The organism is Shewanella sp. A22 (assembly GCF_053850585.1).
This window is the reverse complement of record NZ_JBSQBN010000068.1, coordinates 1-24,414: the sequence shown is the minus strand read 5'-3', so window position 1 is coordinate 24,414 and position 24,414 is coordinate 1. Positions and strand designations below refer to the sequence as shown.

Here is a 24,414-nt window from a genome sequence, read left to right as displayed (position 1 = left end):
CTCAGGTATTCCACTTCTGTGTTACATCGATTTAAAAGGGAACACCATTTCTACATCAATGTGCCTTGAATTGAAAAACCTGAGAGACTCTGAACTGACCAGATATTTAATGAGATTGGTATAATATGCTACGCAAGTTTACAGTTCGAAATAGCTAATCAGAACTAGCATCTAAAAAGTTCATTGTTCAATAATTACTGTTGTGGTCAAGTAAAACTGTTAACAAAGTATGATCTCGCCCTGCCACGATCATAATGATAAAGTTGGCACTTTAGCCGCTTTTAGAAAGATGTAAATAGTATCTTTAACACCTTAATTAACCTCAACTCGGGTTAAGAAGTGGGATATGCAAGGTAAAATGACAATATATTGCTGACCTACTCACACCTTATCAATCGGAACACAAAGGCAAAGCTGAATCGTCGAGATAAAAAACAACAAAGGATCGCCGCTATAAAAAATCCCGCTAAAAGCGGGATGTTATTAACTAACCCGAACCCATAAACCCGTTATATAAACACGGCTTGAAATGTCTCATCCATAATGGCTAGGCCTGCATCAATTTGTACATCTGGCGCAGTTAACGGCACCAGAACTCGAATAACGTTGCCGTAAGTACCACAAGACAACAAAATCAAACCTCGATCGCGAGCTTCAGCTAAAATCTTACCGCTGTATTGCGGCGCAGGTTCACCGTCTTCCATTAGTTCAATAGCGATCATTGCGCCTAACCCACGCACATCTGCAATTTGCGGATATTTAGCCTGCATATCAATTAAAGCCGACTTAAGCTTATTACCAACCTCATTAGCTCTAGCCAGTAACTGTTCTTCTTCAAACACTTCAATCACTGCTAATGCCGCAGCACAGGCAATAGGGCTACCACCATAAGTGCCGCCTAAACCTCCTGCGGTTACTGCATCCATAATTTCCGCTTTACCCGTAATGCCAGATAGTGGGAAACCACCAGCAATCGACTTAGCAAAAGTGGTAATATCTGCCGAAACACCCATTTGCTCCATGGCAAAAAAGGTCCCCGTACGACCTGCACCAGTTTGAACTTCGTCAGCAATTAACACTATGCCATGATTGTCACATAACTCACGTAAACGCTTCATAAACGATGGTGTGACAGCGTAAAAACCACCTTCACCTTGCACTGGCTCTAAAATAATTGCGGCTATGTCAGCAGGCTCTGCATCATTTTTAAAAATACGTTCAATGGATGCAATTGAATCATCTTCAGAGACCCCATGCATTTCGCAAGGGAATTCAGCGCGAAACACATTGGCAGACATTAAGCCCATACCTTTACTGTATGGCGCAACTTTACCAGTTAAGGCCAATGCGGCCATCGTGCGACCGTGATATCCCGAGGTAAATGCTATCACTCCAGCACGCTTGGTATAAGCTCGAGCCACTTTAACGGCATTTTCAACCGCTTCAGAGCCACTGGTAAATAAAGCCGTTTTTTTAGCAAAATCACCAGGGACTAAATGATTAAGCTTTTCGCAGACGGCAATATAACTTTCGTAACCCAACACCATAAAGCACGTGTGTGAAAATGCATCTAACTGCGCCGCAACCGCAGCTTTAACTTTAGGGTGTAAATGCCCTGTATTGAGTACTGCAATACCACCGGCAAAGTCGATGTATTCTCGGCCTTCAACATCCCATACAGTGGCGTTTTCAGCACGTTCAGTAAAAATCGGGTGAATTTGTCCTACACCTTGAGCCACTGCCGCTTGGCGACGTGCCATTAGTCCATCATTTGTTTTAGTCATAGCCCCACCCTCTTAAACTGACATGCAGATATATTTCATCTCAAGGTATTCGTCGATACCAAATTTAGAACCTTCGCGGCCCAATCCTGATGATTTAATGCCACCAAAAGGCGCAACTTCTGTCGAGATTAATCCGGTATTCACCCCCACCATACCGTATTCAAGCGCTTCTGCGACTTTGTAGACCAATGAAATATCACGACCATAAAAGTATGCAGCCAAACCAAATTCAGTGTCATTTGCCTGTTTAATCACGTCATCAACTGAGTCGAATTTAAACAGCGGCGCTAACGGACCAAACGTCTCTTCTTTGGCCACCAGCATCGATTTTTCAACATCACGTAAAATGGTCGGTTCAAAGAAAAAACCACCTAAGCTATGGGCATGACCGCCAGTCACCACGCTAGCCCCTTTTGCAACGGCATCGGCTAAATGACGTTGTACTTTAGCGACGGCATCGGCATTAATTAAAGGGCCTGTGGTTACGCCATCTTCTATACCATTACCGACATTGAGTTTCGTAACCGCTGCGGCAAACTTTTGCGTGAATTGCTCATACACGCCCGCTTGCACATAAATGCGATTAGCACACACACAGGTTTGGCCGGCATTGCGATATTTAGCAATCATGGCACCTTCGACTGCGGCATCAACATCGGCATCATTAAAGACAATAAAAGGGGCATTACCGCCCAATTCAAGTGACAATTTTTTAAGGGTTGGCGCGCATTGCTCCATCAGCTTAATGCCAACAGCAGTTGAACCAGTAAACGATAACTTACGCACAATAGGGCTTGTGCATAAAACATTGCCAATGGCAATTGCATCACCAGTAATCACACTAAATACCCCAGCTGGAATACCCGCACGATGGGCAAGCTCTGCTAAAGCTAATGCGGTAAACGGTGTTTGCGGTGCAGGTTTAACCACCATAGTACAACCGGCTGCTAATGCAGGCCCCGCTTTACGGGTAATCATTGCTGCGGGGAAATTCCATGGAGTAATTGCCGCCGTTACGCCAACAGGTTGCTTGATGACTGTCAGTCTTTTATCGGCTTGGTGCCCAGGAATCGTTTCGCCATAAATACGTTTCGCTTCTTCGGCAAACCATTCAATAAACGAAGCGGCATAAGTCACCTCACCTCGCGCTTCTGCCAAGGGCTTGCCTTGTTCGGTGGTCATCATCAACGCTAGGTCTTCAGCATTTTCATGCATCAACTCAAACCAACGTCGTAGCTTTTGGCTGCGCTCTTTTGCAGTAAGGGCCCGCCATGCTGGTAACGCATTATTGGCTGCCGTAATAGCGGCTGCGGTTTCTGCTTTGCCCATAACAGGCACATAGCCGATGATATCTTGGGTGGCTGGGTTGGCTATCGCAACAGTTTCACCACTGTTAGCACTTACCCATAGACCATCGATATAACATTGCTCATGCAATAAGCTTGGATCATGTAAAATCACAATGCGCTCCTACTAATTCAAAAAATCATTCAGTTAATGTTCTGTTGATAACCCATTGGTTATCTTGACATAAAACTAAATGCCAAATTTGTCACGTAACGTGTAATACCAAGCACCTAAGGCACTAAACGGAACACGCAGAGCATGACCACCTGGAAAAGGGTAATGTGGTAATGCGGCAAAAGCATCAAAACGTGTGGCTTGACCATTGAGCATTTCGGCAATTAATTTACCCGCTAAATGAGTATAGGTAACCCCGTGACCACTACAGCCTTGGGAATAATAAATATTGTGCCCAATACGGCCGACTTGTGGCAGACGCGACAAGGTCATTAAAAAGTTACCGGTCCAAGCATAATCAACTTTAACGCCTTTTAGCTGCGGAAATGTCTTTAATAGTTTAGGCATAATTAAGGCTTCAACGTTGGCGGGATCACGAGCACCGTACACAACACCACCACCAAAAATAAGGCGTTTATCGCCTGATAGACGATAATAATCCAATAAATAATTACAGTCTTCTACACAATAATCTTGCGGCAATAAGCTTGCAGCTATTTCATCGCTCAACGGTTCTGTTGTAATCACTTGGGTACCACAAGGCATTGATTTAGCTTGTAGCTCTGGCAGTAGTTTACCCAAATAGGCATTACCCGCCACGACCACAAATTTACACTTCACTTGCCCGTGCGCAGTGTGCACAATCGGTGACTCACCATCATCAACTTTAGTGACCGCGGAATCTTCAAATATCAGCCCACCAAGCGACTCCACCGCACGGGCTTCACCTAATGCAAGATTAAGCGGGTGAATATGACCACCGCTTTTATCCAGCAGCCCGCCAACATATAAGTCGGTATTAACCACATTTCGAATGCCATCTTGATCAAGCATTTCTAAATGATTGTTATGGCCATGGGCTTCCCATAGCTTTTTTTGCGATTGTAAATGGCCCATTTGTTTTGCGTTCATTGCCGCAAACACACCACCATCTTTTAAATCGCAATCAATGTTATATTTGGCAATGCGATCGCGAATAATCTGCCCGCCTTCAAAGGCCATTTGCCCAAATAACTTGCCTTGCTCTTTGCCAACGACTTTTTCGATGCTGTCGATGTCGCGGCTGAATGAATTGACAATTTGTCCACCGTTACGACCAGACGCCCCCCAACCAATACGAGCCGCTTCTAAGATCACCACTTTCATGCCGCTCTCTAATAAATGCAACCCTGATGACAATCCTGTGTATCCCGCACCAATGATACAAACATCGGTTTCTATTGAAGATTCTAAGCGAGGGCGTTCGACTTTATCATTGGCCGACGCAGCATAATATGAACTAGCGTGAGGTGTGGCGGACATAGCGCTTCCTTTATAGTTTCAAACGAAATCCAACTAACTAATCGTACACTTAAGCAAATTTAAACACTAGCAATTAAAACGTAATTTTTGACACTTTGTAGAATATATTTAACACCACAGGTAAGTGTATTGCTAAAAAAAGCCACACTTAACAGCATGGCTTTACAAGGTCATCTTGCAGTTTATTACTCCATCGCTTCTTTATTCTTTCGCTCTGAACGACGAGCCAAGTACCATGACAAGAATGCCACCAATGACACACTTAAAATAATAATGGTCGCCAGCGCATTAATCTTAGGTGACACACCTAAACGTACCGACGAGAACACCACCATAGGTAGAGTGGTTGCGCCGGGTCCAGAAGCAAAGCTGGCAATCACTAAATCATCTAAAGACAAACTAAATGACAAAAACCAACCAGCAATTAACGCTGGTGAAATCATTGGCACTGTGATTAAGAAGAATGTTTTTAGTCGCGTTGCACCTAAGTCCATAGCCGCTTCTTCAATTGATAAGTCCAATTCACGTAACCTTGACGACACAACAACAGCAACATAGGCAGCACAAAAGGTTGAATGTGCAATCCAAACAGTTAACATGCCGCGTTCTGCTGGCCAACCAATGAGATCGGCCATTTCCACAAACAATAATAGTAATGACAAACCCGTGATCACCTCAGGCATAACCAAAGGTGCGGTGATCATGTTAGACAAGGTTAACTTCGCCCATGAGCGACGAAAACGAGTCATCACAAACGCAGCCATAGTGCCAATAATGACCGCCATGGTGGCGCTATAAAAAGCAATGCGTAAACTGGTCCAAACCGCGCCAAGGATCTGGTCGTCTTGAAACAGTTCGCCGTACCATTTTGGTGAAAACCCACCCCATACCGTGACCAATTTTGATTCATTAAACGAATAAATAATCAAAATAAACATTGGCGCATACAAAAACAACAAGCCGAACCACAGCATCACTTTAGAGAAACTCAAATTCTTCATACATCGTTCTCCATATCTCGTGACTGATAGCGGTGGAATAAGGTAATAGGGATAATTAATAGTGCTAACATCACAATCGCGAGTGATGAAGCCACTGGCCAATCGCGGTTATTAAAGAACTCTTGCCACAATACTTTACCAATCATTAATGAATCTGGGCCGCCCAATAATTCGGGGATAACAAATTCACCAACTGCAGGAATAAACACCAACATGGAGCCCGCAACCACACCGCCCATCGATAAAGGCAAGGTAATTTTCCAGAAGGTATTGATACTGCTAGAACCTAAATCAGAAGCCGCTTCGAGTAAGCTTAAATCTAATTTAACTAAGGTGGCATATAACGGTAAAACCATAAATGGCAAATAAGCGTAAATAATCCCGATATACACCGCAAAATTAGTGTTTAACATTTGAATAGGTTCAGATATCACCCCTAACCACGTTAAGACGTTATTGATTAAACCGTTGTTACTTAAAATCCCCATCCATGCATAAATACGGATTAAAAATGACGTCCATGACGGCAGCATCACGAGTAACAAAAACACGGTTTGTAATCGAGCGGGCGCTCTTGCAATGGCATACGCCATCGGAAAACCTAAAATCAAACACCCAAGCGTGGCCACAAAAGCCATTTTTAACGATGTTAAATAAGCCATGTAATACATTGAGTCTTGGAGCAATAATAAATAATTGCCCAAATTCAGTGCAATATTTAACACCTCATCAATATAGGTAAATGTGGCTTCGTAAGGCGGAATTGCTATAGCCGCAGTAGAAAAACTCAGCTTTAATACAATGGCAAACGGTAAGGCAAAAAACATCAATAACCACAGGTAGGGTACCCCCATGGTGAAATATCGACCCTTGATCAATTTCAATGGATTCTTCATGAGTTTAATACAACCCCGCTGCTGTCTTCCCAACTGATGTAAACCTCGTCTTCCCATGTAGGGTGGTCGGCGCGGCGTTCGCGGTTAATCATAGAACATTGAACAATTTGGTTGTTGTTAAGCTTAATGTAATACACTGATAACCCACCAAGATAAGCGATATCATGCACGACACCATGAGCCCAGTTATAGTCACTTTCGGGCTTCTCACGGGTAATAATGGTTTTTTCAGGGCGAAGTGCCAGAAATACATTTTTGTTTTCTAAGCTAGTTGAAATACCGTGACCAATATAAAACTGCTGCGATAACGTTGGCGATTTAATAATGGCGTGGTCAGCTTCGTCTTCAATGATTTCACCTTCAAATAAGTTCACCGTACCAATAAACTCAGCAACCATGCGGCTGGCTGGCGACTCGTAAATGTCCATAGGGCTGCCTGTTTGGGCTATCCAACCCTCATGCATAATAGAAATTCGGCCCGCCATAGTCATGGCTTCTTCTTGGTCGTGGGTTACCATGACGCAGGTTACGCCAACAGCTTCTAAAATATCGACCACTTCTAACTGCATTTGGGTACGCAGCTTTTTGTCTAACGCGCCCATTGGCTCATCAAGCAGAAGTAATTTAGGGCGTTTAGCTAACGAGCGGGCTAATGCAACACGCTGACGTTGTCCACCCGATAACTGATGCGGTTTACGTTTACCGTATTTTTCCATGTGCACCAGTTTAAGCATTTCTTTTACACGCACCGCAATATCGGCTTTAGGCATTTTGTCTTGCTTGAGACCAAAGGCAATATTTTGCTCAACAGTCATATGTGGAAACAAGGCATAAGACTGGAACATCATATTTATAGGGCGTTCGTAAGGTGGCATATCAGTAATATCAACACCATCAAGAAAAATGCGCCCTTCCGTTGGCTTTTCAAAACCCGCTAACATACGCAATAAGGTTGATTTACCTGAGCCAGAGCCGCCCAGTAAAGCAAATATTTCACCACTGTTTATGGTTAATGATACGTCGTCAACTGCACGTACATCATCGAAAAGCTTGCTTACTCGATCAATCTTAAGCAGTACTTTATCTTGCGTCTTTGTTGTTGGTTTATTGATGACGCCCGAGGTGTTTACCATAATACTGCTCCGCCTTTTGGAGTATGTGTACCACAACAGAACAGCCTGTTTTAGGGTACACGTAACAATGTGCTAAATAACAATCTGCTAAAGTGGCTAAATTAGCCAATAAATACATTAATACCGTTAAGACAAATAGGACGGCCAATCGCCCTATTTGTCAGTAAGTTAGGTTATTGGCCTGACTTTACTTTGGTCCATGCACGTGTCACAACACGTTGGATCTTCATTGGACGAATATCGCCAATGTACAACTTATCAATTACCGATTGTGGTGGGTAAATGGCTGGGTCGTTACGAATGGCTTCATCGACAAGAGCTTGCGCTGGTACGTTAGGGTTAGCGTAAGCAACATAGTTACTAATTGGTGCAATCACTTCTGGGCGAAGTAGATAGTTAATCAATTTATGCGCGTTATCTACGTTAGTGGCATCTTTTGGGATGGCTAACATATCAAACCATAAGTTTGCGCCTTCTTTAGGGATAGAATAACCAATCTTGTTACCGTTACCCGCTTCATCGGCTCGTGCTGCTGCTTGGAATACGTCACCAGAAAAACCAAATGCCACACAGATATCACCGTTGGCTAAATCAGAGATATAACGCGATGAATGGAAGTAAGTAATGTAAGGACGTACTTTTTCCAATACTTCTGCGGCTTTTTCATAATCAGCTACATTTTTACTGTTAGGATCTAAACCAAGATAAATCAGTGCTTGGGGTAACATGTCGTCGGCAGAATCCAGCATAGAGAAACCACAAGTACCAATTTTTTCAGCATATTTAGGATTAAAAATAAGCTCTAAAGAATCAAATGGCGCATCCTCACCTAACACTGCTTTAACTTTGTCGATGTTGTAACCAATCCCGTTGGTCCCCCACAAGTAAGGAATGGCATGTTCATTTGCCGGATCGGCTTTTTGCAGCTGCTTCATTAAGTCAGGCTTTAAGTTGGCATAATTAGTCAACTTAGCACGATCCAACTTCTGGAAAGCACCGGCTTTAATTTGCTTGGCTAAAAAATGGTTTGATGGCACTACAATGTCGTAACCGCTGCGGCCAGACAATAGTTTTGCTTCTAACACTTCATTACTATCAAATAGATCATAAATAACGCGAATACCGGTTTCTTTTTCGAAATTGGCTAATGTATCTTCGGCGATATAATCTGACCAGTTATACATTTTGACCACTTCCTCGGCCTGAATTGCAGCACTTGAAAACACACTTGCTGTAATGAGGGCCAATGTGGATAGTTTGTTGAGTAGCTTCATACTTTCTCCCTTTTGGATAATGGTCAGAATGGTACTGACATTCGTTTTTTCGCCAGCAATACCAGCGTGTAAAATCTTCTTTCTATTGAAAGAAATTATCCAATGCTACAACTTAACTATGCATCGGTATGATTACAGCAACGGTATACGCTCCCATAATTTTGCGGATTTTATCAAAAACATTTTTGATTACTAGATACCAACAATGCAATTGGTTAAAAAATCACTATTTTAAAATATTCATTCATCACAAAAATGGCATTACTTTGCCTGAACATACTGATAAGTGTCGTTCAGCGCTTGTGTCGCCTTGGCCACTAGCTCATCAATTTCACTGTGACTTATCGTCAATGGTGGTGAAATAATCATGGTGTCACCAACCGAACGCATCACCAATCCATGCTCAATACAGGCATCGCGGCAATAAGTACCCGCACCAACGCTTGAATCAAAACGTTGTCGCAAAGATTTATCGTTAACTAACTCAATGGCCGCAACTAGCCCAATACCACGCACTTCCCCCACCAATGGATGTTGAGCCAATGCTTGTAAGCGTGACTGTAAATAAGGTGAGGTATCATTAGCCACACGCTCAACGAGGTGCTCTTGCTCAATAATACGAATATTTTCCAGTGCCGCTGCTGCGGCGACAGGATGGCCGGAATAGGTAAAACCATGGGTAAATTCGCCACAGTCTTGCTTGATCACATCAGCGACTTTGTCTGACACAATTACCCCCCCCATTGGCACATAACCAGAGGTCATCCCTTTAGCAATAGAGATCAAATCAGGCTGTAAATCAAAGTATTCAGCAGCGAACCACTTTCCGGTCCTGCCAAAGCCACTGATCACCTCGTCAAGAATGAATAAAATATCGTACTTAGCCAAAATACGGTTAATTTCGGGCCAGTAAGTTGAAGGAGGAATGATCACCCCACCAGCGCCTTGAAACGGCTCAGCAATAAACGCTGCGACATTATCTACACCCAACTCAATAATTTTTGCTTCAAGCGCTTGAGCCGTTTGCAAGCCAAACTCTGCTGGTGATAAACCATTAGCGTCGTTGTACCAATAAGGTTGTGCAATATGAACCACACCAGGTATAGGTAAATCACCTTGTTCATGCATACCCGACATGCCACCTAAACTCGCTCCGGCAACGGTAGACCCATGGTACGCATTCTCGCGGCTAATGATGGTTTTCTTATTGGGTTTGCCTTTAAGATCCCAATAACGTCTCACCATACGTAAATTGGTATCATTAGCTTCTGAACCGGACCCAGTAAAAAACACATTATTCATATGTGCAGGTGCAAGTGAGGCTATCTTTTGAGCCAACTCAATAGCTGGAGGATGCGAACACTGAAAAAAACTATTATAAAAGGGCAGTTGCTGCATTTGCTTACTTGCAGCATCAACAATGGATTGACGACCGTAACCCACGTTAACGCACCATAAACCCGCCATGGCATCGAGCAGCTTATGGCCCATGATGTCCCACAAGTAAACCCCTTCGGCACGTTCAATGACACGGGTGCCCTTTTGTGCTAATCCTTTTGAGTCAGTAAATGGGTGGATAAAATGCTGCTTATCCGCCGCTTGTAAGCGGTCTAGCTCTTGCTGCTGGCTTGTTAATTGGCTTTGCATACTTATATCCCATTCAAGCAGATAGCAAAAACAACGTCTCGGCTATCTGTTTATCCACACCGCTTGAGCACTACATCAATATGTGCACTCATACCCTTTATACTGCGAGTGATTTGCTTTATACCGTTAGCAGCAAAAACTCACGTTCCCAAGAACTCACAACACGACGGAAATTCTCAAGTTCAGCTTGTTTTACCGCCACAAAAGCCGTAGTAAACGACTGGCCTAAATACTCAATACAGGCTTCACTTTCTTGCATTGCCATTAACGCTTCTTCTAATGTTACTGGTAAGTAGTTTTCGTTATTTGTCCGGCTCTCATTGGCGCGCCCAGTAACCGGTGTCGACGGACGTAAGTTTTTATCCATACCAATAAAACCACATAATAAGCTGGCCGCAATGGCTAAATAACAATTTGAGTCGGCACCAGGAATGCGGTTTTCAATACGACGATTTTGCGGTGATGATTCAGGAATACGCAAACCACAGGTGCGGTTTTCTACACCCCACTCTAGATTTACTGGTGCTGATGTTCCCGGTAAAAAACGGCGGAATGAGTTAGCATTAGGTGCCATTAACGGTAACAATTCAGGAATGTAAGTCTGTAAACCAGCAATGTAATTTAAAAATAACTGGCTTTGGGTTCCATCTTCTTTAGTGAAGATATTTTTACCTGTTTTTTTATCAATAATACTTTGATGAATATGCATGGCGCTACCGGGTTCATCGGTAACAGGTTTTGCCATAAAAGTGGCACACACATCATGCTTTAAGGCGGCTTCCCTTAAGGTACGTTTAAATACAAAAACTTGGTCAGCAAGGGCGAGAGGATTGCCATGGCTAAAGTTAATTTCCATTTGTGCAGGACCATCTTCATGGATCAAGGTGTCGATATCTAAACCTTGGGCTTCACACCAATCGTACATATCTTCAAACAATGGGTCGTATTCATTTGCAGCATCAATCGAAAATGACTGACGCCCTGCCTCAGGACGCCCAGAGCGGCCGATAGGCGGCTTAAGCGGTAAATCATGGTCGTCAGAACGCTTAGTAAGATAAAACTCCATTTCTGGCGCAATAACAGGCTCCCAACCTTTATCGTCATAAAGTTTAAGGACTTTTTTCAACACATTACGGGCAGATAACTCAATAGGGTTACCCATACGGTCATAGCAATCATGGATCACCTGAGCGGTAGCCTCAACAGTCCACGGCAACATGAACACGGCATTTTCGTCTGGAACACACACAAAATCGATATCGGCATCATCTAATAAAGAGTAAAAAACATCATCATTAATGTAATCACCGGTAACAGTTTGGAGCAGCACGCTCTCAGGTAAACGCATCCCCTTCTCTGACACAAACTTATCCACTGGTGCAATCTTGCCACGCGCGATACCAGTCAAATCACTAATAACACATTCAACTTCGGTAATTTTATTGTCTTTTAAAAAAGCGATTAACTTATCCATTTCTTATCTCACTTGTGTTGCCGCATGATGTCTACAAGCCTGGCCGAAAGCCTCGAAAATAGCAGTGTAGAATGCATTTTCGGTTACTTTCCATTCAGGATGCCACTGGACACCTAATGCAAAATTTTTCGCATTTTTCACTGAAAATGCTTCGATTAATCCGTCCGGAGCAAATGCTTCTGGCTGTAACCCATTACCTAGACGCTCCACGCCTTGAGTATGAACAGAGTTTACCTCTGCAGTGTCACAGCCCCATGCATCGTGAAGAAGTCCGCCAGCAACAAGATTAACCTGATGCGATAAACCATATTGCACATCTAATGGTGCATACTTATCTTCTCTGTGTTCAATAAATGTGCCAACCTCGTGCAGTTTTTGATACAAGCTGCCACCATAAACCACATTCATTTCCTGAAAACCTCGGCAAATGCCTAACACCGGGATACCCGCCTCAATAGCGGCTTTAATTAACGGCAACGTTGTTGCATCGCGTTTAGGGTCATGATGGGTGCCGGCTTCACTTGGAAGGCCTTGGTAATGATGAGGTTCAACGTTTGATGGCGACCCAGTAAACAGAATGCCATCTAAGCGAGAAAGCAAATCTTTAGTCGGTATCTCCCCCCCTAAAGACGGGATAATTAACGGAAATCCTTTGGCACCATTAACCACACTTAGCAAATACTTTTCGCCCACTATGTTAAATGGATGTAGGCCTATTTGCTGATTGCATGCAACAACCCCAATGAGGGGAAGACTTGATTGAGACATATCTCACCTTTGGCAAAGATTGTGATGAACCTATCGTTTACGTGTTCATTTTTTCACACACTACACGGAATTTTTTAGCTAGGCAAGAGGATAACGGCTGATTAAAATAACTTTTCAAAAAATAAAAATAAAACATTATTAAAACAAAGTGATAACTTTAATTGTGTGGCGTTATTGAAAAAAACGCATGGTGAATAAGTTATGCTGCATCACGGGGTTTATGCGCCAAAATGGGGAGACAAATGCACAATAAAAGGGAGTTCATTGCTTTATATTATTTACACAAAGCAATGAAATACTGATAGAAGGTCAATAGTCACGGTGAATAAAGGTGCAATAGAAGCAATTGATGTGAATAACATCAAGTAAAACGGTGAGAAAAAGCAATATGAATTAGCCTTTATTATCTTTTCTGCGGCTATTGTTGGGTGAATATTGCACGCCAACCCAATGTAATTAACGCCACATATTTTTGTTTATTAAATACTTATTATCTACCAAGGTGAACGTATATTAAAAATCAGCTGGGGTTGTCGCGCTCACTAAACGACAGGGTTCATCAAAGGGATTACGAAAGCGGTGTGGTTGTTCACTATTAAAATAATAACTGTCACCTTTTTCCAAAATAAACACTTCTTCGCCAACAGTCACTTCGAGCTTGCCTTCAACTATCATACCGCCTTCTTCGCCCTCATGTTGAAGCATTTCAGCACCGGTATCTGAATTAACTGGATATGTTTCACTCATTAACGACATGGCACGGCTTGGATAATCGCGACCAATTAATTTATAAACTAAATCGCCAGTACCGATGTCGAGCAATTCATTGGCACGATAAACCACTTTTTGATCACCAATCGATCCATCGTCAATTGAGAAAAAATCCACCAACGACATGGGAATACCTGCCAAGACTTTTTTTAATGAGCTAACAGATGGGCTTACACTGTTTTTCTCAATCATTGAAATTGTGCTGTTGGTAACCCCTGCACGCTTGGCCAACTCACGTTGAGATAACCCTTTCAATTTGCGTACTGCTTTTAGGTTTGCACCAATGTCCAAATTCGTTCTCCTAAATAGTGTTAAAAAATAACAAAACTAAGTGTTGTAGATTATTAACACATTTACAACACTCAATACTAATTAATCACGATAACATGCATATATCAAAGGAATTGTATTTTACATCAAATGAGTGTTAAATAAAATGCACACTTAAAGGGCATTCATGCTCAGTCACTCATTTGTTTTCACGTTATAGTTATCCGTTTAATCAATCGCTTGGAGTCATCATGCTAGCCAGATCCCCCATTCATAGCCAACACTATCCAGACTCCTTTTATGTTGCGAGTGCAAATACGTTATTCACCCACCCAAAACTAACTGAACATATCAAGGTTGACGTGTGTATTGTCGGCGGGGGATACAGTGGTATCAACACAGCCATCGAGCTCAGGCAACGTGGGTACAGCGTTGTATTACTCGAAGCAAAACGCATTGGTTGGGGAGCATCTGGCCGTAACGGCGGAGAGTTAATTCGTGGTATAGGACATGATGCCACCCAATTCCGCAAAGAAATTGGTGATGAAGGCGTAAAAGCAATACAACAAATGGGCTTTGAAGCCGTTGATATTGTGACACAGCGAATAGCCGAACATAACATAGACTGCGACTTACAAATGGGTTATTGCGACTTAGCCGTCAAACCAAGGCACATGGATGAACTGGCCGCAGAATATCAAGACCTAAAATCTCAAGGCTATCAAAAACCGATAACCTTATTAAATAAATCGCAAATCAGCGAAGTGATTGGCTCAGATTTTTACCAAGGCGCATTAGTCGATATGGGCAGTGGTCATTTACATCCGCTCAATTTAGCATTAGGTGAAGCCCGAGTTGCGCGCGAGTTGGGAGCACAATTATTTGAATACAGCGCCGCCGAAAAAATCATTAAAGGTGACAAACCTAAAGTCATTACTGCAGAAGGTGAAGTAACCTGTGATTATCTCGTATTGGCAGGCAATGGTTATATTGGCAATACATTATCCCCATTCCTTGGTGGAAAAGTGCTCCCAACAGGCACTTATTTATTAGCCACAGAGCCATTAACCGAACAACAATGTGCCAGTATCATTCCGCAGAACATGGCATTTGCCGACATGAGAGTTGCCTTAGATTACTTTCACTTATCCGCCGATCGCCGTTTATTATTTGGTGGTTTATGCACTTACTCTGGTAAAGATCCAAAAGACATTGAAGCAGAACTAAGACCTAACCTTGAAAAAGTGTTCCCACAACTCAAAGGCATAAAAATTGATTACCAATGGGGCGGCATGATGGGCATTGGAGCCAACCGTATGCCACAAATAGGCCGTTTGCCTGATGCAACTAACATCTATTTTGCCCAAGCGTATGCTGGCCATGGAGTGAATGCCACACACATGGCGGCAAGGTTAATAGCAGAAGCCATTAGCCAACAATCACAACGTATTGATGTATTTAACAACATTAAGCACATGACCTTCCCTGGCGGCCCCATGTTGCGCTCGCCATTGCTTGCTGCAGGTATGTTGTACCACAGAATGAAGGATTGGCTTTAGCGTGATATCACATTGACGGTAAATCAACCGCAAACGAGAATGCTAACATGTTGTTTAAGCCAATTAAATGGGACATCCACCACGCCAAACAACACTTAGCTTAAAGGTAAAGGTACTGTTATGAGCAGTACCTTTACTGGTATAGCTAGTAGTTATATTTTAGATATACCCAAAAACTGCGGCCTTTTTGGTAAGGATTAGAAGACGATGTGTCAGTATGAGGCAAAGCTTCAAAAAGGTTATTCACTTTTGCTTCAATGGTTGCATTGTGATTGGCTGAATCAAGTACTTTGTAACTGACATTTAAATCGACCTCAGTGTATGCCTTACGAGTTACTTCGGCATAAATATCATATGCTTCATTATCGATGTCGATATTATCGTTCGTGTCAGAAAGAGCTTGATACTCTCCACGATAATGAACAGAAACATAAGTTGTCAGGCGATCACTTAACCAGTTTGCCCCCCACGATGCCGACAACTTAATTGGTGCTGCATAGTTTTGACGTCCACTGATATCGTAAACTTCCGACATACTAATTATGCGGCCATCGTAGTAAACAAAATCAAAATCGTCTTCAACAGGATCGAAGCTGCTATCAAAATCACTAACGCCTCCAACATCGACGGTTTCAGACCACGTGGCATTGGCATTAAAGAAGTGATTTTCATAACGACCGCTCCACTCCAAAGACACCCCTTTATATTCAGTCTCACCGTCATTGGTTAAACTGTAGACCGTATGCGAAGATGTCCCGCCAGTTTCCTTATTGTACTCAACTTTCTCTTTGCCATTTTTCACAAACTTGTTTTGAGCTTTACGAAATATTCCTTTTAAGCGCAAGTTGCCATCTAATGGAGTATTAAAAGTGAACGCTGCGGTAAGCTCATCAGCGTATGGCGTGTCTAGGTCAGATGTACTATAACTTGTACTCTTGGAGTGTTTGCTTAAATACCAACCATAATCATCAGTATCATCTGCTGTAATGACATTACCGCTACCATCAACCATTCGTTTGAAGGTGTAACTATCTGGATACTGTTCACGAATAGCATAACTCACGTTACCACCATCATAATAACGATTAGCACCAACAGTGAAACTGCCGTTTTCCATAAATTGCCAAGCCGCTGTCAATCGAGGAGCTAAAGTATGATTGTCTAAAAAGTCATCATGGTCATAACGTAAGCCACCACGGAGATCAACGTCGCCAAATTGGCGTTGGTATTCAAGCCACACTGACTGAGTGTTAACCGTCGCAGATGCATCGTAACCTTTATAATATTGATGTGTTAATAATATAATGTCATCTTCAATACATGCAGGATCATTTTCTATACAGTTAAGGCTGTCCCATCCATTTTCTGATAATACTTCACCGCTAGAATACGCATAATTGTCATTAGGCCGTATTTGTTCTGCTGTTGTTGTTCGAAGTTCAGTGCCAACTCTAAAGACTCCACCGGCTAATTGTGTATCAGCATTAAAAGACAAAGCAAAATCTCGTTGATTAGAGTCTATATTGCCAAAGCCCCCCTCAGTACAATTACTACTGCTACACCAATTTGAATAATCAGAGTCACTATCCCAAGAATAATTAGCTGACGGAGCTTTGCGGCTAGTATCATTATCGCTATAAGACAACTTACTGTCCCAATTCCACTGTCCTGTTTCACCATAAGCTTGTAAAAAGCTTGAGAAGCCACCAGAGTTAGTTTCTATTTGGTTATTAATGCCATTACTATTCCGATAACCGCTTGTGTAAGGACTGTATGTTACGCCGCCCTCCACAACAATATCTTCGTTAAAGTCATAGATCCCCTTAACAATAAAGTTTTCTGAAACATCTGAATTGGTAAAGCTATCACCACCATATTTCTCCGATAACAGATAGTCGACTGTAGATTTAGAACGACTGTAACTGGTCATAATAGCCAGTTTCTCTGTTATCGGTAAATCAAAGGTTATTGAAGAATTGTATTTTTCAAAACTAGGTGGAGCGTTGTCTTCTGTGTCTTCTTCTGATTCATCATCATGTATATAATTGATCATGCTATCATTTTGATAGCCTGCAGAAAAATCAAAACCAAATACACGTTTAGGTTTACGGAGCTTATAATTCACTACGCCACCAATAAAACCTCCATGCTCAGCAGAAATGTTTGAATCTAATACTTCTATTGACTCCAACAAATTAGGATCGATATAAATCGATTGTGAAGTGCGACCTGAGACTTCGTTAAAATTGCTAGCAGTATTGCCGGTCACATCCATAATTGAGTTAGCACCCACGCCATCAATCATAATGTTATTTTCGTAATAATTACCGCCAGAAATCGAAAAGTCAGATGGACGAATATTCTGTTCATTCTCTGCCTTAACTTCATTTCGCTCGACATCCATTTGCACAAAAGGCATGACTTTCAGTAGCTCGGTGGTGTCGATTCCACCACTATTTGAATGTTGGATAGACTGGCGATTAATGACACTAAGGCCTGTATCGACAGGATCATAGCTTTCATAGGCAGCATCGGCTCCATTTTCAGTTTTTTGTGCTGCTTGGTCAATGACAGCAATACTGCCAAGATCGACTGGATCTGCTGCAATAGCAATATCAGGAAGAAGAGCTGCCGTAACAGCAAGATAAACGAGTGATATTTTCATTATTTCCTTTCTCTATAAAGCTGAACACAATTTTATCAGTGGTCAATTTTTATACTCAATAAACATTAAGCGGTAAAATATATGTGGTGTAGGTCCAATTTATGAAGTGTATTCACGCCAGACGAACAAAGCCTATTGCTAATGGCAATCATTATCAATTATATTTACCAAACTTTTTACATGGATCATTAAAAGACCCTTAACGTTACTCGAGCCGCATGATTGAATTTAAATATTATCGTTTAAACACCACACGCCTGATCTGTGCGATCAGTTTATTAATCAGTTTTACTTGCATGGGTGAATACCAGTGGGATCCCGCTGTTACGAGAGGCAGCTTAAGCAATGGATTAGATTACGCGATTTATGACAGCAACAAAGTGGATGACCCTTTCAACATACGGTTAATTGTAAACGCAGGGACTGTGGATGAAACCGAGCGTGAAGGTGTTGCTCATATGTTAGAACATATGGTTTTTCATAAAACAAATTCACACCCTGAAGGAATACATGCATACCTTAGTCAAATTGGATGGAAAACGGGTCTTCAAGTTAATGCCGTAACAAGACAAACCGAAACCCAATATATGATCCGAACCCGTATCGATGATGCGTTAGATTTACCTGGCTCGTTAGCATTACTGTCTCAGATTGCAGGCTATGCAACATTGGACAATGCTGATTGGCAGCGGGAACGTGGTGTCGTTTTAGAAGAATGGCGCTTGGGAAATGACTTACCCAGTCAGGTCAATCAGTATAAAAAAGCCGTAACTCGTAATGGCTCAAGATACGTGGAGCGCCAGTCAATTGGCACAAAAGAATCTATTAACGCCGCCACAATCGAAGAGTTACGACGTTTCTACGACAGTTTCTACATTGCCAGTAATATGCAATTAGTGATATCCGGTGAAGTCGATATCGAAATAGCAAAAAAAGCGATTGAAGAAGCTTTTGGTCAGCTACCCAAAAAACAAGCACCAAACAGAGATTATGTAAAATTACCTCTGTCTCCAAAATTGTACATAGGTAAAGTGCAACACCCCAAAGGTAGCACTTCAATGGTAACTTACGGGTTGCGCATGGAAATGCCCGCTCGCACAACAGAGCAAGGCCAATATGCTTACTTACAAAAATACTTTTTAAGTAAACTAATCCGTAATCAAGTGAGAAGAGACCGCGCGCTCATTGACTCTGACTCGATCGAAAGTATTGGCTTTACTGCTAAAGAACCGACCAATGAACGGCTAACAATTGCCATAGCAGCTCGCACCAAAGACCACTCTACAGGCTTAAAAGTTGTTAATGAAGAACTCGCAAGGTTGTACCGAGACGGCTTAAATAAAGAGGATTTTGAATCATTAATCGCTAAGGCCAAAAAGACAGTTTCCAATAATATAAAAGCCGCTCAATATCGTGATTTTGCCAAATGGGAAGATAAAATTACCGAGGCTCTGATGCAAGAAGCACCTCTTGAACAGCCTTCAGTAAAAGCAGAACGTACCCTAAGGTGGCTCAATACAATGACGATTGAGGAGCTCAATGTTCGAATGCGTGAGATGTTAACAGCAGACGATCGGTTTTTGTATTATCAAGCTGGCGGGCAACAGCAGGTAATCTTACCGACCATTGATGAAGTTGCAAATCTTCAAGCCCGCATTCAGCAGAATTTAGCTGATTTACCGCCTACGGTCGGATTGGATCCACAGAAGCCTGCAGCCGTTGAACCTCAACCACTGTCGCCCCCTACTTTGCCTTCGGTTAACACAAAACCGGCGAACTGGATAACTCTGGAAGAAGATCAATGGCAATACCAGCAACAATTATTAACGTTGAAAACATATTTGTTGGCCAATGGTGATCGTGTGTTATGGCTCAACAAACCGTCATCAGACAACAAGCTCTACATAAAAGTGTTATCAGAGGTTGGTTACAACAACAGCAATATGACATTCTGGCAGGCTCAAACCGGCCTTCAGTTATGGCAACAAAGTGGTTTACCACAATGGAGCCAAGCGCAATGGGATACGTGGCAAAAAACGGAACCACATTGGCAATGGGCGTTAAAAGAAACTGAGCTGGATTTAGCCACAGTTGTCACGGCTGAGCAATTACCAACGCTAATGCATCTGTACCATCTACGAATGAAATCAGGTATTGAAGATGGCGCTTGGGGATCGGTAAAACCAAGTTTAGTCACCAAGCATAAGACTACCCCAAGCGCAAAAATGACAGCACATTTACGTTATGGCGATACGAATGGGTTTGATGTGACTCAAGATGAAGTGGATGCGACAACAAGCGCTCAAATTCTGAATCAAACAGAAACCTTGATACGTCAACCTGTGACATTTTACATCGTAGGCGACATAGAGGTTGCAGAACTCGAAACGGTTTTAAATAATTTTTTAGCTAATGTACCACGACAAGCAAGTGTAGACTCTCAGCCGAAACGCCAGCTTTCAGGTAAACATATACAACACGTGAAAGAGCATGAAGAAGATAAAGCGACGGTAAGCCAATATGGCTATTTACCGATGAAATGGTCGCCAGAACAAGCGTTTCTCGTCTCGACATTATCGCCTATCGTCAAAAAAGCATTGAAGCAAAAACTCCGTCATGAGTTGGGCGGCGTTTACACTATCCGGTTTGAGATGCGTTTAGACCCTAAACAAAATAGGGTATTAACTGAAATGCATTTTACTTGCGCACCAGAACGTCAACAAGCGTTACTTGATGCTGCCAACGGTGTGTTAAAAAGTCTGTTGAATGAGTCAAATCGCATTGATGTAGAACACGCGGTTTCTGACATCATTTTTGCTGAAAATAATCGCCTCAACAACCCAAATACTTGGCTAGGACGTTTGGTTTTATCAGATCAACGTTACCATAATCCAAGTTACATTAAGCGTCTAGGTTCATTACATCAGTTGGTCACCATGCCAAAATTAACCTTACTTACTGATCAAATCTTTCCACTTCCCAATGTGGTTACCGTAGTGGGAATGCCAAAAGACAATTCAAAAATAAAGTAACAAATTAATATTATTCAACCTAGGTAGGTTGAGCTTTTTAAGGAATCGATATGCGCTATAAAAAATACGTTCTCACAACATTATTACTAGGAACAATATTAACCACCGCACAAGCAGACACGCTTAATTTCGGTGAAGGTGTTCAGCATGAATTATTGACCCCTGTGTCGACGCTAATGGCAACGCCAGAACAATATTTAGATAAGACTGTCACCATTGAAGGAACCATTGTCGCGGTTTGTGAGAAACGCGGCTGCTGGATGAACATAGCATCTGATGAGCGATTCCAGAGCTTGAAAATCAAAGTGCAAGATGGAGAGATGGTGTTCCCGTTGAGCGCCAGAGGTAAGAAAGCATTAGCGACAGGTAAATTGCAAGCCTTGAAATATAACTTAGAGCAAACGCGTGAAATCAAAGCTTACTACGCCAAAGAAGCCGGTGAAACATTTTTACCCGCAAGTGTGACAGAACCAATGACCATGTATCAGATGGTTCCAAGCGGAGTGAGCATTGTTGACTAAATGGTTTAAAGGGGTGAATTGGTATCGACTAAATCGCACCCTACATCGCGACGTAGGCTATTTCTGTATTGGTTTTACCATTATTTTTGCTATCTCAGGCATTGCGGTAAATCATGCTGCAGATTGGAATCCTAATTACGCTGTAGAGCAGCAAGCTCACAAAGTTGACGATCAACACTGGATTAAACTTCAAGATAACGAGATAGCAGCAGCTATGTTGCAAAGTGTAGGTTTAAATCAGCCTGTTAAGTCAACTTTCTGGAAAAATAAAAATCAATTTGAAGTGTTTTTAGAAGGGGGCGATACATTGTTCTGGGATCGCCAAACAGGACAAGTAAGGTATCAAAATATTGAACCAAGACTGATTCTACAAGCATTAAACAAACTGCATCTTAATGAAACCCGTAATGCGTGGGTGTATTTTTCCGATTTATTTGCAGGCATGTTGATTTTTCTAGCGTTATCAGCGCTATTTATGGTCAAAGGAAAGCACGGTCCAGCAAGGCCTAAATCCATAATATTAATGAGTTTTGGTTTTGTTATCCCTGCTTTTTTCTTGATTATTTCAAGTTAATATTTTGATTTTTAACACGTTACATAAGTATTACTGGCAACATTTTTCATTTTAGTTTTACGACGGATTTACACTCAATGATGTGTTAAATGAGTGTAATGGCTATTCCGATTATATGTCACCCACAGAGGCTTAAAATGAGCCCACGATGAATGCAATAATGCTGGGTGACGCAATTTTAGAGAGAACCTATGTTTGATAATTCATGGAGTATTGCCACCGCAATCCCTTTAATTTTATGTTCAGTAATCGGTCTAGCTTTGATCGCTGAGCGGTGTTGGTATTTGCTTCGCCAGTCGCTATTACCGTTTGATCAATACCAAATCGCACTTGAAAAAATCCATCACAACCAATGTGAAGAGGTACTCCAAGATTTACAGAAAGTAGAGCCGTTTTTTGTTGAAGCGATTAATAGCATGCAAGAACATGCCACCGAGCCTAAAGAGGTACGCGATGAAGCGGTAGGCATTGCTATGCATGCCATTAGCCACAAACTACGTAATCGAATGTCAGGTCTGCTTACCGTTGCTTCGTTAGCACCAATGTTGGGGCTACTTGGCACCATTATAGGATTAATGCGCTCCTTTCGTGATATCGGGGCTCATCAAGGCCCAGTAGAACCCGCAATTGTGGCCGACGGATTATGGCAAGCACTAACAACAACAGCAGTGGGATTAGTTATTGCTGTAGTGTGTTTGCTCGCACATGCCTTATTAGCTTCACGCGTTCGACATGCTTTAGCTGAAAGCATGGAATTATTAAATCGATTGTCACAGAGTATTGAACGCAGCAAAGGATAATCCATGATAGAACTTGAATACGATGATGCTCTAGATACCCCTAAACCCGACACCATGACACCGATGATAGATGTTATTTTTACATTAATTGCTTTTATGATGTTAATGATTAATGCACCGCTATTGTCGATGAAAATGGACCTGCCTGAAGCTAAAAAAGAACAGGTAGAAGGTTATCTGCAAGAACAAATAGTCACATTAACTATTCTCCCTAAGCATTGGCAATTAGATAACGGACCGATATTGAAACGAAATGATTTAATGGAGCAATTAATATCATTACAACAAGAAACTCCAGAATTAAAAGTCACTCTCACAACAGATAAGCACACCGAAGTGCAAAGAATGATTGACGCTATCGCATTGTTAAATGAACTACAAATTGAAGCAGCACAAGTTGCATTGAGCGCTGTAAATTAATGGGAAAGTTCTCAACATTTCTAGCGGCTTCTGTTGTCACCCATGTAATTGCTGTTGCGGCAGTCTTTTTGGTGCCAACACAAAGCTCTGCGGTGGTTTCTGTGGCTCAAAAATCGATCACCTTGTCTGTTGGGATGCAAACTGCCCTCGCAGGTGGCCAGAATATTCCGAATCCAGTTCCAGTAACTAAACCAGAAATAGAAAAAAAACTTGAAGAAAAACCGCTACCCAAAGAAAAGCTAAAACCCAAGCCTAAAAAGGCTTTCACACCTAAACCTAAGCCCAAAGAAAAAGTAAAAAAAGAAGTTCAACCTAAGCCCGAACCCAAAGCCTTTGTAAAACCAATTATGGCTGGAAACATGGGGATAAATGGCTCAACACAATCCAATGTCAAACAAGCAGAAACAGGCCAACAAAAAACATTCGATGCCGGTGCGCTAGCTACAGCAAAGTATGATGCATTAATCCGTAAACATATTTTGTCTAAAAAACGCTATCCAAAGCGGCTAAAAATGAAAAAGCTAAAAGGTACGGTAACAGTAACGTTTACGCTAGATAGAACGGGAAAGTTGTCTCAACAAGTGGACGTTAAACGCAGCGGTATTTATGAGTTTGACATTGCCGCTAAGCGATTAATTCGTAATGCAGGACCTTACCCTAAACCACCTTCGGAAGTCACCTGGCAAACGCGAAGCTATAAAATTGATATAAATTATGATTGGCGATAATACCCATCCGCATGGCAACCCTGTAGTTTAACTAAATATAGGTAAAGTGAGCTCAAAGCTTTAGCTACAACTAAAGCTTTCTGAGCTTATTATTAACACAAAAACATAAAACACTTTCGAGATGCACTCAAGCAAGCTTGTGGTATTTTATACCAATCCCATTAAATATCTGGTCAGTTCAGAGTCTCTCAGGTTTTTCAATTCAAGGCTCATTGATGTAGAAATGGTTGTTGCCTTTTAAATCGATGTAACACAGAAGTGGAATACCTGAGAG

At 42.0% G+C, this 24,414-nt stretch carries 19 protein-coding genes; 7 read left to right on the top strand and 12 right to left on the bottom strand.

Annotated elements, in window-relative coordinates:
• Positions 1-509 precede the first annotated feature (509 nt).
• The 11 genes from gabT to ACWXWT_RS12915 form a co-directional block, all read right to left on the bottom strand.
• Positions 510-1,784 carry a 4-aminobutyrate--2-oxoglutarate transaminase gene (gene gabT, locus ACWXWT_RS12965; protein WP_456041999.1) on the bottom strand — a complete coding sequence of 425 codons (1,275 nt, stop codon included), beginning with the start codon at positions 1,782-1,784 and terminating at the stop codon, positions 510-512.
• A gap of 12 nt (positions 1,785-1,796) precedes the next feature.
• Positions 1,797-3,245, bottom strand: coding sequence for an NADP-dependent succinate-semialdehyde dehydrogenase (gene gabD, locus ACWXWT_RS12960; protein ID WP_456041998.1), 1,449 nt, complete (start codon positions 3,243-3,245; stop codon positions 1,797-1,799).
• Between the two features lie 75 nt (positions 3,246-3,320).
• Complete coding sequence (locus ACWXWT_RS12955; RefSeq protein ID WP_456041997.1) at positions 3,321-4,607, bottom strand: NAD(P)/FAD-dependent oxidoreductase; 1,287 nt, start codon at positions 4,605-4,607, stop codon at positions 3,321-3,323.
• Positions 4,608-4,792: 185 nt separating this feature from the next.
• Positions 4,793-5,608: an ABC transporter permease subunit gene (locus ACWXWT_RS12950; protein WP_456041996.1), complete on the bottom strand. Its 816-nt coding sequence runs from the start codon at positions 5,606-5,608 to the stop codon at positions 4,793-4,795.
• Positions 5,605-6,504, bottom strand: coding sequence for an ABC transporter permease subunit (locus tag ACWXWT_RS12945; RefSeq protein WP_456041995.1), 900 nt, complete (start codon positions 6,502-6,504; stop codon positions 5,605-5,607). The genes ACWXWT_RS12950 and ACWXWT_RS12945 overlap by 4 nt, the downstream gene beginning before the upstream one ends.
• Entirely contained in the window at positions 6,501-7,637 is a 1,137-nt protein-coding gene (gene potA, locus ACWXWT_RS12940) for a polyamine ABC transporter ATP-binding protein (protein ID WP_456041994.1), read from the bottom strand. Before potA ends, ACWXWT_RS12945 begins: the two co-directional genes overlap by 4 nt.
• A 173-nt stretch (positions 7,638-7,810) precedes the next feature.
• Entirely contained in the window at positions 7,811-8,911 is a 1,101-nt protein-coding gene (locus ACWXWT_RS12935) for a polyamine ABC transporter substrate-binding protein (protein ID WP_456041993.1), read from the bottom strand.
• A gap of 261 nt (positions 8,912-9,172) precedes the next feature.
• Positions 9,173-10,558: an aspartate aminotransferase family protein gene (locus ACWXWT_RS12930; RefSeq protein WP_456041992.1), complete on the bottom strand. Its 1,386-nt coding sequence runs from the start codon at positions 10,556-10,558 to the stop codon at positions 9,173-9,175.
• A 118-nt stretch (positions 10,559-10,676) separates the two neighbouring features.
• A complete protein-coding gene (locus ACWXWT_RS12925) occupies positions 10,677-12,032 on the bottom strand; it encodes a glutamine synthetase family protein (protein WP_456041991.1) in 1,356 nt (451 codons plus the stop codon).
• A gap of 3 nt (positions 12,033-12,035) precedes the next feature.
• On the bottom strand, positions 12,036-12,800 hold the full coding sequence (locus ACWXWT_RS12920) for a gamma-glutamyl-gamma-aminobutyrate hydrolase family protein (protein WP_456041990.1): 765 nt from the start codon (positions 12,798-12,800) through the stop codon (positions 12,036-12,038).
• Positions 12,801-13,313: 513 nt separating this feature from the next.
• Complete coding sequence (locus ACWXWT_RS12915; protein ID WP_456041989.1) at positions 13,314-13,862, bottom strand: cupin domain-containing protein; 549 nt, start codon at positions 13,860-13,862, stop codon at positions 13,314-13,316.
• Between the two features lie 230 nt (positions 13,863-14,092).
• Here ACWXWT_RS12915 and ACWXWT_RS12910 point away from each other — a divergent pair, with 230 nt between their 5' ends.
• The gene (locus ACWXWT_RS12910; protein WP_456041988.1) at positions 14,093-15,400 is read left to right on the top strand and encodes an NAD(P)/FAD-dependent oxidoreductase; all 1,308 of its coding nucleotides are present in this window, start codon (positions 14,093-14,095) and stop codon (positions 15,398-15,400) included.
• Positions 15,401-15,545: 145 nt separating this feature from the next.
• Here the strand turns inward: ACWXWT_RS12910 and ACWXWT_RS12905 are convergent, their stop codons facing one another.
• A complete protein-coding gene (locus ACWXWT_RS12905; protein ID WP_456041987.1) occupies positions 15,546-18,065 on the bottom strand; it encodes a TonB-dependent receptor plug domain-containing protein in 2,520 nt (839 codons plus the stop codon).
• A 218-nt stretch (positions 18,066-18,283) separates the two neighbouring features.
• Here ACWXWT_RS12905 and ACWXWT_RS12900 point away from each other — a divergent pair, with 218 nt between their 5' ends.
• The 6 genes from ACWXWT_RS12900 (at position 18,284) to ACWXWT_RS12875 (ending at position 24,140) form a co-directional block, all read left to right on the top strand.
• Positions 18,284-21,097, top strand: a complete 2,814-nt coding sequence (locus tag ACWXWT_RS12900; protein ID WP_456041986.1) for an insulinase family protein — start codon at positions 18,284-18,286, stop codon at positions 21,095-21,097.
• Between the two features lie 50 nt (positions 21,098-21,147).
• Entirely contained in the window at positions 21,148-21,618 is a 471-nt protein-coding gene (locus ACWXWT_RS12895; RefSeq protein ID WP_456041985.1) for a DUF4920 domain-containing protein, read from the top strand.
• A complete protein-coding gene (locus tag ACWXWT_RS12890) occupies positions 21,608-22,192 on the top strand; it encodes a PepSY-associated TM helix domain-containing protein (RefSeq protein ID WP_456041984.1) in 585 nt (194 codons plus the stop codon). Before ACWXWT_RS12895 ends, ACWXWT_RS12890 begins: the two co-directional genes overlap by 11 nt.
• A gap of 191 nt (positions 22,193-22,383) precedes the next feature.
• Positions 22,384-22,992: a MotA/TolQ/ExbB proton channel family protein gene (locus tag ACWXWT_RS12885; RefSeq protein WP_456041983.1), complete on the top strand. Its 609-nt coding sequence runs from the start codon at positions 22,384-22,386 to the stop codon at positions 22,990-22,992.
• Positions 22,993-22,995: 3 nt separating this feature from the next.
• The gene (locus ACWXWT_RS12880; protein ID WP_456041982.1) at positions 22,996-23,412 is read left to right on the top strand and encodes an ExbD/TolR family protein; all 417 of its coding nucleotides are present in this window, start codon (positions 22,996-22,998) and stop codon (positions 23,410-23,412) included.
• A complete protein-coding gene (locus ACWXWT_RS12875; RefSeq protein WP_456041981.1) occupies positions 23,412-24,140 on the top strand; it encodes an energy transducer TonB family protein in 729 nt (242 codons plus the stop codon). The genes ACWXWT_RS12880 and ACWXWT_RS12875 overlap by 1 nt, the downstream gene beginning before the upstream one ends.
• Positions 24,141-24,414: the final 274 nt, after the last annotated feature.